The sequence below is a fragment of the Anaerobiospirillum sp. NML120511 genome, from assembly GCF_023050955.1.
In the GTDB taxonomy this organism is placed as follows: domain Bacteria; phylum Pseudomonadota; class Gammaproteobacteria; order Enterobacterales; family Succinivibrionaceae; genus Anaerobiospirillum.
In genome coordinates, this window is sequence record NZ_JALKIK010000008.1 from 71,200 (window position 1) to 84,192 (window position 12,993).

At 51.5% G+C, this 12,993-nt stretch carries 5 protein-coding genes; 2 read left to right on the top strand and 3 right to left on the bottom strand.

Going from position 1 to position 12,993, the window contains the following annotated elements; translation table 11 throughout:
* The first annotated feature begins 116 nt into the window (after positions 1-116).
* Positions 117-2,558 (top strand): EAL domain-containing protein, encoded by a 2,442-nt coding sequence (locus MXE39_RS03870; protein ID WP_246977425.1) that lies wholly within the window; start codon positions 117-119, stop codon positions 2,556-2,558.
* A gap of 764 nt (positions 2,559-3,322) precedes the next feature.
* Complete coding sequence (locus MXE39_RS03875) at positions 3,323-3,697, top strand: hypothetical protein (protein ID WP_247073798.1); 375 nt, start codon at positions 3,323-3,325, stop codon at positions 3,695-3,697.
* Between the two features lie 1,969 nt (positions 3,698-5,666).
* Here the strand turns inward: MXE39_RS03875 and MXE39_RS03880 are convergent.
* The 3 genes from MXE39_RS03880 to MXE39_RS03890 form a co-directional block, all read right to left on the bottom strand.
* Positions 5,667-6,623: a PDR/VanB family oxidoreductase gene (locus tag MXE39_RS03880; RefSeq protein WP_246977427.1), complete on the bottom strand. Its 957-nt coding sequence runs from the start codon at positions 6,621-6,623 to the stop codon at positions 5,667-5,669.
* Positions 6,624-8,644: 2,021 nt separating this feature from the next.
* A complete protein-coding gene (locus MXE39_RS03885) occupies positions 8,645-9,787 on the bottom strand; it encodes a ring-hydroxylating oxygenase subunit alpha (protein WP_246977428.1) in 1,143 nt (380 codons plus the stop codon).
* 1,018 nt (positions 9,788-10,805) lie between these two features.
* Entirely contained in the window at positions 10,806-12,524 is a 1,719-nt protein-coding gene (locus tag MXE39_RS03890; protein ID WP_281503389.1) for a BCCT family transporter, read from the bottom strand.
* Positions 12,525-12,993 lie beyond the last annotated feature (469 nt).

A 12,993-nucleotide genomic window follows, 5' to 3' on the forward strand; every position in this document is an offset into this window, starting at 1 on the left:
TAAGAAAACTGGCCCGAGGGACAGATATTCAAGCTTTCAGTACTTCAGGTACACTGAATGTACCTGCTGTAGAACGTCAGGAGATATTGCACCCTCTGTGCAATAAGGAACATTAAATGGTCAGTTACATAAGTGAAATCAAGCTCAAACAGGGACTGCGCAAAGTATCGGCCATTTCGGTTATCAGCCTTTTGCTGCTGTCACTCTTTGCCTTTGCTACCTTCAAGGTAGTTTCCTACGTCTACAACTCCTCCAACAGCTCGGAGCTGGAGGCCGCCATTTCCGAATATGCCATTACCATCAAGCGTAAGGCTCAGGGTGAAATGCGTGCCCTGCGTACTCTGGCCATGTTCACCACCAAGAGTGATGACATTACCAAGACCTACAGCGCTGTTGGTACCGACAACATTCCTTTTGAGGTGGTAGGTTTCTGGAATCTGGACGGCTCATGCGAGCAGGTCTCCATATCAGGTGCCCGTACTGACTCCCACTATATGAATCTCCCATCACAGGTAAAGGTAGCCATTTCCGCCGCATGGCTGGGACGCTCGGCCGTTTCGGCTCCTTACTATTCCCCTACCATTGGTTCAGATATCCTGACCTATGTCGCCCCTGTTCATGCCACCTCAGGCAATGTTATGGGCGCCCTGTCAGGCGTGGTCAGCCAGAGCTCCTTTGATAATACTCTTGAGCAGCTGTCCATGGTAAATCAGGGTCTTGATACCTTCCTGTGTACAGCCTCAGGCTATATCTTCTCCCGTGGCGTTAATGGCATCCTGCCAAGTGACACCAAGTATATTGCCGACTTCAAGGCCTTTGAGGGCCGCACCCAGGATCAGATTAAGGCAGGTCTTGCCTCCAAGAATCCTGTTCATATCGAGACCACTATCAATGACAAGAGCTTTTTAATAACTCTTACTCCTCTTGGCTTCTCAGACTGGTATATCGGCACCATCAGTTCCAATGAGTTCACTCAGAGCCCTTACTTCAAGTCCATCATGATTCTGATCGTATCTCTGGTGGTGATCTTTACTCTGTGTGCCTTTATTGCCATTTACCTTTTTATCAGCATGAAGAGCAGCTACAAGACCCAGCTGCTGATTGCTCACTACGATCCTGTAACCAGCGCCTACAACTATCAGAAGTTTCTGCTGGAGTTCAGCAATATAGACTACCGCACTAACACTAATTCCAGCTACTCGGTAGTTTCTCTGAATATCCACGACTTCAGCTATATCCAGGATGTGCTTGGAGAGACTCAGACTGACGAGCTGCTGCGCATTATTGCCCGTGAGCTGCGTGAGCGGGACAGCGTTATGATGTTCTGTCACCATGAGCTTGACCAGTTCATTCTCATGCTGCGTCTGCGTGACCAGGCTGAGGTTGATGCCGAAGTACGCCGCATCATGGAACTGTGCTGTCGTCATATCAATATTGAAGTTTCAACTATTCCTATTGTTATGTATGCAGGCGTGGCCTTTACCTATCCTGATCTCACCCCTGAGAAGATTGTTTCCCGTGCAGACTTTGCCAAGAAACAGGTCTCCAAGAGCTACACCCATGCCGTGCGCTTCTATGATGAAAATGCCTATAAGAAAGAGGCCTTCCTGCACAGCATTGAAAAGAGCATGCGCAATGCCCTCAAGAATGAGGAGTTCAAGCTCTTCTTGCAACCTAAGATCGATCTGGCCACCGGCAAGGTCTACGCAGCTGAAGCTCTGGTGCGCTGGATTTCAGACAGCGATGTAATCGTCTATCCAAACGACTTTATTCCGCTTTTTGAGCAGAACGGCTTCTGTACCGAGCTTGACCTGTACATGTTTGACAAGGCCTGTGCCCGCATCCGCTACTATCTGGACAATGGTGTAGAGCCTATCTACTACTCCATCAACCAGACCAAGCTGCTCATCTTCCAGAAGGGCTATACCGACAAGCTGCGCGCCATCATCAACAAGTACAATATTCCGCCAAAGTATCTGGTTATCGAGGTACTTGAGGATCTGGCCACCCACAACGTAAACGAGCTCAACAACCGCATCAATGAACTCAAGTCTCTGGGTCTGTCCATTGCACTTGATGACTTCGGTTCAGGCTATTCATCCCTGAACATTGTGGCCGGTCTGGACATTGATGAAATCAAGTTCGACCGTGAGTTCCTGCTGGCTGAAGATCCTGAGCAGATCAAGAAGAATCACATGATTCTGCGTGTACTGTCCAAGCTGGCCAAGGAGCTTGGTATCCGTACTGTAGTTGAGGGTGTGGAGCGTAACGAAGATGTCGAGTTCTTAAAGAGCATCGACTGCGACCTGGCTCAGGGCTACTACTACGACCGCCCAATCCCGGTTGAGGCCTTCGACAAGAAGTACATCTTCACCGACCGCGACGAAATCCCACCGGTAAAGCCTCTGCAAGCTCCTGCGGATGCCCCGGACGCCGCTGCCGGCGCATCCACCGACGCCGATGCTGAGGCACCGGCTGCCGCCGCAGCTGATGCAGCTGTAACAGCTGCTCAGCCTGAAGCTCAGGATCAGCCTCAGGAGCAAAGCTCAGGCAAGTAATATGGCACCATGCGCCTGATAAGACAAAGGCATCACCCTGTCAAGGGCGATGCCTTTGATCTTTATGGCACAGACAACTGATCCCCGTCCCAGGCTGCCAACCGAAACTAAGCCATCCTTTAGCCCCGAGCACATCAACATGCATATATGCATGCATGCATGCATATATGCTGATATTTCCCTGTTGATGAAGGTGCGGACATAAGGAGCTATTGCGACAGGCCGAATATAAGGATGAATGATGGCCTGTTGGATGAAGGTCATCAGGCTCACTCAATGGCGGGATTTAGTGATGTGTGGTTAGCTGACTGGTATACGACTTCATTGAGGTCATAACTGTCTGATGGACTATCCCTGGCCGCATACTTTGGCTCTCCCTGGGCGCATACTTTGGCTCTCCCAGGGCGCATGCTTTGGCTCTAAAGAGCACGAGCTCTGTCCCCGGAATCTGTGCGCCAAAACTGCAACTCAGTCCCCTGGGTCTGCATAGCCAGAAGCTGCTTACTCTGTAATATCAGGCTATGCAGACCTGCAGCTGAGCTTGACTGGCTTGAAGTTCTCTGTAAGTGTCTTCCAGAAATTGCCGTCCTATGGCCAGGCATTAAGGCAGAGTATTGCCATGCTTTTGCCATCCTGATGGCAGATCGCTGCCCCTGCCTCCGGCCGGCTTTTGCCCATACCGTTGGCCTGACTTTGCCCCTGCCGCAGGCAAGCTTTTGCCATCATCCAGGGCACTTATTTGCCTCCCTGCCATATGGCAAACAATGCCATTTGCCATGGCAAAATCATGCCCCAACAATTTAGCAGATCAGTTCATCCCCATATCCATGCAAACTGCCATGCAGCGGCAGATGTATTCCTCCTGGCAAAAGCTGTCCTTTGCCATGACAATACTTGCCCCTCCGCACCATGGCCATGATTTGCCGCTTTATAAAACCGGCAAAAAACTGCCTGCACCAACAGTAAAACATTGCCGCTTTACAAAAGACACATTGCCGCATAAATTGCCGCCTTTTGCCCCATTTGCCCCCAATACTTTGCCACATTGCCACCCCATACTTGCCACAATTTTGCCGCTATTTTGCCGCCTTGAGCCAACGCCTCTGACGGCACGTGAGGATGCTTTTACTAAGAAATAAGCGGCTCTGGCTGTACGCCGCCTGCTACGTACAGACGTACAACAGGACATCAGACATATGCCTGTTACCATGTGGAAGTCCCTTTAAAATAAACACTCTACTATATGTTTTATAAAGTTCTATTGTCACATTGCTTCTAATAACCATGCTGAAATTAATCATGTACCATAGCTGCCCATCATGCCTGACCAGACAGCAAAGGTGGTGATTACCAAGGAAGCGGCCATGATGATGTGACTTCAGGGTAAAGGTACTGGAGCGGACGTTTTGTCTTAACTTGCTGATGTATGGTGCGGACGTTTTGAACTAATTTTCTGATGTAGGGTGCAGCCTTTTGAAAGTCAGGCAGCAAGGGCAGACAGGGGGATGGTGCAGGCTGAAAGCCAGGGACAAGTATCAGGATGTAAAAAGGCGGGGTCCGAAGAGCCCGCCCTGGATACAAAAAGAGGAAAGGTATAAGGACAAAACTCTGCGGCCCTCTGACGCTCTGTCAAAGCTGGCCTTATGTATTGTTCCTTAAATTCTGTAGTGGTAAAGCATGCCCCTCTGCAAGCCAGTCCCAATGTAAAAAGGTGTAGAACCATGGCTTTGTGATATGGCCGCCAGCACTTACATTGCTGGTAAGGCGCCATAGCAACTGTCAGCCCCGTACTGATAATGACTGTAAGTAGAGTGGTCTGGCTGCAGGTCATTGGACTTCGATTAAGACCAGGTCATGAGCTTTACTGTAGATATGAGGCAGAATGAGCTTAGGTACTCATGCCAAGCCAGGTGTACTTATTCATGAGGATACCAGGCTTTTCTGTACAGATAAATCAAGATACTGAGGATGCTGGCTATCTGAATATGCTGTCTACATGACAGCCCTGCTCTGCGTTTGCGGTCTGCAGGACAGCTCTGCTCTGCGTTGGCGGTCTGCAGGACAGCTCTGCTCTGCGTTGGCGGTCTGCAGGACAGGCCTGGCTGCCTCTTTATGACAGAGGCCCGCAACGACATCTTCAGCTTAAGCATGCTTTAGCAGGCTGAGGCCTGCTCTTTATGAGTACTTTGAGTGCTTTGAGATCCTGACGGAACTGCATCTGGGCAATGATCAGCGCAGCATATCAATAATAAACTGCATGGGAAAATATTACTGAGGCCGGAGCCGGAGCGCAATAGCACTGCAGCGGTCATGAGGTCAGGCAAAATCCCCCTGCAGGTCCGTTCCCTGCTGTGACTCCCATATAAAAGGACTTTTTAAAATGTCCCTGCCTGGATGGATAATTTACATCTGCAAAACTGTGTCATCAATGCCGAACAGCTGCATCAAAAAAGACCAGAACTACCTGTTAACCACCTGAAATTACTGTTTTTCTGCCAGGCTTTCCCCCGAGCCTTCAGCAGCCAGGTCCCCATAAACATCATGGCATTGCGCTGCGATGCCATGGCATGGCATCGCATGACATGGCATGGCATAACATGGGCTGTCTGCAAGTCTTGATGGTAAGACTTGTTGAGCGCGAGATGCTCCTGCCTCGTCCGGTCTGACTCTTTGCAGGCGCCAGAATTATGGTTGGCAGCGACAGCAGCGGCAGCTGCAGCTGCATAACAGCGCAGCATGCCGGTTCTGATATGGTGTTATCGGGTGAGCTGGCTACACAAAAGAAAAACGGCCGCCAGTTGGTGACGACCGTATCTAACAACCAAAATGATAATCGTTATTCTGATTGCCCGGGGCGGCACCGGACCCAGCGCATCGCATCGCACTGTGGCATGGCGGTTTCAGGGCGGGCAAGAGACCGGCCCATCAGGGCATGGGCACCATGGGCACGGCCTTTATGGGGACAGCCACCATGGGATAAACCGTCATGTGCATGACCTTTACAGGCATGGCCATCATGAGCACAGCCATCATGAGCATATGGCCCATGGGCGCTGCCTTGCGGCATTTTGCTGGCCGCTGTGTCAGGCTGCCGTGTGTGCCTGATAATTACAGGTCCAGAACCAGCTTGCCGGACTTACCGGAGCAGCAGCAGGCCAGGAGGCGCTTGTTATCGCGCTCGTCATCCTCGTAGTACTGGTCGTTGTAGGCAACCTCGCCCTCAAGCACATTAACCTCACAGGTACCGCAGGCACCGGCACGGCACAGGCACTGAATCTTAGGGCCCTTGATACGCTCGATGGCCATCAGTACGGTCTCACCTTCTTTGGCTTCGACAGTGATGCCGGACTTCTCAAGTACCAGAGTAAAGGCACCGTTGGAGGACGGCTCAACCTCGAAGTACTCAATATGCAGTCTCTTCTCATCGATATTGTGCTTCTTGCACAGACTCTTTAAGGCATCGGAGATCTTTGAGTTACCGCAGGCGTAAATGGCGGTGCCTTCAGGCAGAGCGGCAAATACGGCATCGAGATCAGCACGGGTGCCACGGGCGGTTACGTGAACCTTGACTGAATCCTTGAACTGGCCGGTGGTCAGTTCCTTTTCAATGACATCATCCTCATCATCGTGCTTTAAGTACATGAGTTCGTACTTGCGGCCATCTTTGGCCAGCTCATGAATCTGGGACATGAATGGGGTAATGCCAATACCACCGCCGATGAGCAGGAAGGCGGAGGAGCCATCGAGGGCAAAGAGATTGTTTGGCGTGCTGGACTTGATAACGTCGCCGACCTTGAGCTCATCGTGCATGAAGATGGAGCCACCACGGCCTTTTACTTCCTTCTTTACGGCAACCTGCCAGGCAGAGCGATCAAAAGGAGAGGAGCACAGGGAGTAGGCATTGGAGAACTGCCTGTCACCGGAACCAAACTGCAGATAGATGTGGGCACCACCGGTGAACTCAGGGAGATCTGAACCGTCAGCAGACTTGAGGGTAAAGCGCTTTACCAGAGGGGAGAGCTGCTCAATCTCAGTAATCTTTACGTCAATGAAGTTGTTTTCCATATTTTTTGTATCCTGATTTAGACGGTTTGGTCTGTTCCTGAAACCATGCAGCCTCACCGCACCTGACTTTCAGCAATGGGCTGCCTTGTCTTGAATGCTGTCGCTCTGACAAGGCTCATCAGAGTATGGTTCTTAGAGCCACCTTCTGGCTTTGTGTATTACAACATGGTCTGCTGGCTGTACTTCCGTGCAGCTGTGCATATTTGGGCTTGCTGCGTCCCTCGGGGCAAAACACCATCAAATGAGGGTCAGTAACAGTCTTGCTTTCAATGACCGACTGGCCGGACCTTAATCATGGCCCTATTTCCCTGCCAACCGTAATAGCGGTGACAAAGCCGGAGCTGCCTGAGCTTTGAGCCGGGCAGCCTCCCTGCTGTTGTATTGCAACTTGGCAGGCTTGAGCCTGCAAATCCTGACAGTTTGCCACTGCCATGTGCCTCAGTTAAAGAGCTGGCATATGGCTTTGTGAGCGCCAGCCTTTTCCGGCAGTGATATTGATGTCTGTTTTTCTCTGACAGTGATGACGGCCATGCAGCCTGGTTATCGACTTTCTGCTGACTTGCTTATGATTTACAGTCTTACTTACTGACAGAAAATATCGTTACCTGCTGGCCCATTAATCTTTGTCATGGCTTGCCATGGGGCTGGCACACTGTTGCGTCCAGCATGGGGGCTCAATGCATTGTTAATGAGCCCTTGAGCTCCGGCATGCAGCGGCTAATGCTGCACGTTAGGAAATAAAATTTCTGCCCGCAAAGCCTGAACTTTGAGGTCTTGTTAATGCCCTTATGAGGCCGAATGAAAGTGAGCAGCTTTGTGCTCAGATGTAATTGTGCCTTTGAGGCTGTGATGGCGCAGCCTGAGTTAACTGCTCAGATCTGCAAAATGAGGAGCACAGTCTTGCAGCTGCGCCATGCTGGCAGGTCCGGTTGCGGGATGGACCTGCCTGCCTGACTGAGACTGACCGGTCAGTACCGCTGCCCGGACCGGGGAAGCCCGGTCAGCGGCCTGATGGAGCATGGCAGAAAGCCGGTATGGCGGTCATTCTGGTTTAACCGCCATAAGGAGCTGCATGAGGATTGACATGCAGCTGCCCTGTAAACAGCTGCAGACAGAGTCCACAGGCATGCCCGGCAAAACCTGCACCAGATATGTTCTCCTGACAGATGCGAGCGTGTCAGACCAGGCGCATCCGTTCTGTAACAGACACTGAGGCATGACTTCAGCTCCACTAAATTGCGTCGCTGTATGGACCTGAAAATCGCAACCTGGCTGCAGGCCCTGATGACAGTCAAGGAGCACAGCTGTCACTTCAGGCACTGCCGCCATGAGAGCCGCAGTGACTGCGTTACGATCGTATCTGACAGGAAGAACATTGCTGATGCCGGTGACAGCGCCATAAGACGCTGCCATCTGCAGGCCGGAACACAAGGTATCGGCCTCAGGCCTGTAAAGGCCTGTGCTGGCTTACATCCCTGTCCTTTTGCGGGGTGGACCATGGCTGTAAGACGGTCAGTTTGCAACTGCAGACTGAGTTCCGGAGCTCCCGGACAAGTTCCCGGTAGCCCCAGGGGCCGGCTGCGCAGGCTGCCTGCCCCGGTGCCATAAGCCGCTGCTGCTCCTGCCCTGGGCGCTGAAATCTCAAATCAGAGTCAGAATGATTCATGATATCAGCGCCCAGGACAGGGGCAACAGCATTCAGCACAGCTGAATTTTACTTACGGGCCCTTTCAGAGGATGGTCCATATTTCAGGACTGTACCTTGAGGTCGATGACGGAGCTGACTGTTCGCCCGCACTTGACTGAGCCTGCGCTCAGCTGCTGCCGGACGGCCGCGCCACCGCGACTTAAGGCCGCTCTGAGAAGTTTTTTGTCCTGCCCTGCTCGAAAGTACAACAGGGCTGGAACTCACCTGTGAGCCCCGGGACTTAGCCCGGGTCCCGGACCTTCGTGAGCAGTCCGGGACACTGCCTTATTAGGACGGCAGCGGCCATTTAGTGAGAGCTTAAGCTGCAGAGCGCTTACTTGTCGCACTTGCCCAGCTTGTCTTCAGTGTAGTACTGAGCAACGAGGGAGTGGAAGTAAGCGATACCGTGCTCGGAAACACCTGAACCGGTGCTGTCAGCCATGATACGGCCCTGGCCACGGTAGCCACGGGAATGCAGGCCCTTCTGTACGGACTCAACCAGACTCAGATCCTCTGGACGGAATACGTCGCGGTACCATACGATGAGGTCCTTCTGGTACTGAGTGAGCTCTTCGTTGGTGAAGAAGATGTCATAGTGCTGCAGAGTGGTCTCGGCATCCAGTGGGTACTCGAAGATTGCTGTCAGCATGCCTGGAACTGGAGTGGCGTTCCACATGGTGCATGGCCACAGCCAGAAGCCGGAGAAGGAAGAGCTGTCACCCTCGAAAGCGAAGGAGGAGTCAGAGGAGATAGCACGGCCCCACTGTAAGGACCAGTTTTTGTACATCTTGTGCCAGTAGTCACTTACCTGTACGGAGGAAGCGAAGTCTGGGTGGGATGGACCGCAGTGGTAGCACTCCATGTAGTTGTCAACGATGTTCTTCCAGTTGGCTGGGGTCCTGGTTACAAAACGGGCGGCCAGCTTGAGGTCATACATCTCTGGACGTGCCTTTAAAGCGGCATCCTTGAGGCCTGGAAGCTGGTCTTCAACAGTGGTCTTGCACTCAGGATCCATGTTGATGAATACGAAACCGGCGTACTCTTCGACCTTCATTGGGGTCAGGCAGGACTCATCGAGGTTGAAGTCGTATATGTTCTCGCTGTTAGGAGCGGAAGCCATGGTGCCGTCGAGCTTGAAGGTCCAGGCGTGGTAAGGACAGGCGATAACGTTCTTACAGGTGCCGGAGCCCTCGATGAGGCGGTGACCACGGTGCGGACAGACGTTGTAGAAAGCACGCAGCTGATTGTCACGACCACGGACAATTAAGATGGACTCATTTAATACTTCGCGGGTTACATACTGATTTGGCTTGGCTACCTCGCTGACATGACACATGCACAGCCAGGACTTGGCGAAGATCTCGTCAGCCTCATAGTTAAAGGCATCCTGGGAGGTGTAGAACCTGGCTGGCAGGGTATAGGCCTTCCTTGCGTCCTTGCAGAAGTCATGTGGTAAGGTGAAGCTGCAGGCTTTCATAGTTATCTCCTGATGTGTGTATAAAAGGCCGGCTGTTAACGCAAAGTGGATACCGGCCAGGGTTTTTTACATGGAGCACTTACAGGGCAGTTCCCATAATCATCCTCACGGACCGGCAGCACAAGCTGTTATGCCACTCCCTGCTGCGTCCCTGCAGCCAGGAGTATCTGCCTTTGCAGATCATTAATGACCTTAAGGCAGCGCCGTCCGGAGTCAGACCTCAACAACATTGCTGTCCTGGGTGTGCTCCTGAAAATCCCCTGTATGTTGGATCAAAGCTTCGGGGTATAAATCCTGCCGGGGCCCCTGGGGACCGCTGTCAAAGACTTCATATACAGTCTTTTAAGACTGCAGGCCTCAAAGGCGCTGACAGTCCCGGATTGATTTATTTTCTGTGATGCTCAACAGTAAGCATCGAACTGTTGTCCCGGGCATACGGTACATATCTGCAGTACCCGGGGAAACTGAGGCTGTAAGCCCGACCAGTACTGCCCGTCTCATTTAAGAGCCTCACGGCACAGTAAAGGTCGCTGTAATTCTGCTGGTGTTTTGTTCAGCTGTTAAGTCATGGACTTAATTCAGACTGTCTATGACTTCCTTCAGACTGTATATGTCTTACTTCAGGCCCTCCAGGCCTTTGCAGGGGCAGTGATTATTTGACAGTACCGGCATCCCAGGCACTATTTACTGTGCGGCGTGCCTGCCGCTGCGTCGTTCTGGCTCTTGCCCTGACAGGTTTTGACCTGTACTGCTGCTCACCTGAGCGACTTAGCTTTATCAGACCGGGCTTTATCAGACCGGGCTTTATCAGTCTGAGCTTTAAGGTGAGACTGTAAATTCCGGGCACTGAGCACCTGATGGTGCTCAGGCCGGGGCGGTCTTTGTCAGACCTCGTTACCCTTATCAGGGAGGTAGTGACAGCATTTAGTCTGTCTGCAGCTTCCTGCTGCTTTCCCTGAGCCCGGGGCTCAGGGATGTGCCTTTTGGGCTGGCAGCATCCTGCTGCCGTAGTCAGTTTTTAGATTATGGGCGTTTTATCGTCCTTAACCTCTTCCTTGCGGGCCTCTTCTCGGGCCTTTTCCAGTGCTTTGGCCTGTGCTGCCTCAGCGCGGGCATCTACCCTGGATCCTACTGCGAAGTTCTGCTCTTCGTCGTGAGCCTCAACCTTGAGCACGTAAGTGTCGATGGTGTGGGCTGGAACATGACCGTAGTCATTGAAAAGCCACTTTAAGAATCCTACAAAGGTAATGAGCAAAATTGCCAGGAAAGGAATACCAGTCATTACCGCTGAGGTCTTAACAGTCGACAGTGGAGCGTCGGTGTAGAGAATGGCCAGCGGAATCAGGGTCAGAATCACACACCAGAACAGCTTCATGGCACGGGAAGGATCCTCACCTTCACCAAGGTTACGGGTTGCAGTAGCCGCCATTGCGTATGCTACAGCGTCCATGTGAGAGGCCAGCATGATAACCATGAGGAACAGGAATACAGCAAGTAACAGAGTTCCTAATGGCAGCTTGTCGAGCAGCTGGGCGATTGCTGCGTCACCTCCAAGGCTGTTAACAATTTCAACTGTGTTAACACCGCCGGAGATGAACTCGTGGATTGAGTAGCTCTCCAGTACACCAAAGTAGAACCAGCAACCTGAGGTGGAGCCGATAATCAGGGCCCAGATGAGCTCCTTAATCTTGCGTCCGGCAGATACGCGGGTTACGAACATGGCCATACCTGGGGTGTAGGAAATCCACCACAGCCAGTAGAACACTGTCCAGGACCTGGTAAAGTCGCCTGTGCCAAATGGCTCAGTGTATAAGGACATCTGGAAGTAGTTCTGTAAAGTAAGACCAATACTGCTGGTGATATTGTTAACGATGAACTGGGTAGGACCAAGAACAAGGACTACGAAAGCCAGAATCAGAGAGCCGTAACCCACGATGGAGCTTAACAGCTGCATGCCCTTGCCGATACCGATGTAGGCTGACAGAGCGAAGATTGTGGCTGCACCTATGGTTACAATGGCCTGAACGGTAAAGTTGTTAGGAGTACCGATCAGGAATGACAGACCGTTGGTTAAGGTAGCTACAGAAATGACCAGAGATAAAGTCAGAGCACCTACTGAGGCGTTGAGGAAGATCAGATCCACAATTCTGCCTACAGCGCCATCGGTACGAACCTTGAAGATGGCGGAGATGATGCTTGACAGTGCCAGACCCTTGTTCTTACGAACATGGAAGTGGTAAGCCATGATTACCGAAGCTACAGCATATGTACCCCATGCACCAACACCCCAGTGGAAGAAGGAGAAAGGAACGGACATTTCCATAGCTTTAGTAGAGTTTGGCTCAAGGCTCAGACCTGGTCCCTGATAGTAGTAGCTCCACTCAATGATGCCCCAGTAAAGAGCTGATGCTCCCATGCCGGCACAGATAAACATGAAGATCCATGGCAGGGTCTTGTATTCAGGCTCCTGGTCACCCAGTCTGATATTGCCGTACTTGCTGATAGCTATGTAGACAATGAAGACAAATCCTGCCAGCACAATTGCCTGGATGATAGCGCCAAGATAAGAGGTAATACCGTTAAATATGGTACTGGCCCACTGATTGGTCACATCCGGCATGGTACTGATGGCTATTGCAATAAGCAAAATAGACAGCATGGAAATAACAATAAGCGGCTTGTCGCTTCGGGTATTGCTGCTCTTTACAGTGCTGCTCTGCCCCGACGGTGAGGTCATGATAATGCTCCTATACCTGTTTTATGTTCTCTCAACTAACTGGTATTGCTTTTTGTGCTCAGGCAAGAAAGACTGTGGGGGTACACAATTTCCTGTCAGCTGAGTGTTTGATCAGACTGCACTGCAACTGCCGGCAGTCCTTACAACGCTCTGCCTGGGCAGACCGTCATCGGGCTGTAATAGCCACAAGTGCTCATGTATTACTCGTTAAAAAGTAGTACTGAAACAAATCTGTATCTGCCGCAGATCCTGAACGTGCTATTGAGCAGCACCACAACAGTCAGATTCAGATTGCCCTCCGGATTTCTCAGGACCTCACGGCCCGAATGCACCCGGTATGTCTGTTTGATTGATGGGCACATTATTGGCGATCCGATACACGATTAATGTGACTGGGATCCTGAAAAAACCTTACCTGGCTGATACCGTTTTTCATTTGAAAATCCTGTTTTTACAGTAAATCGGTATT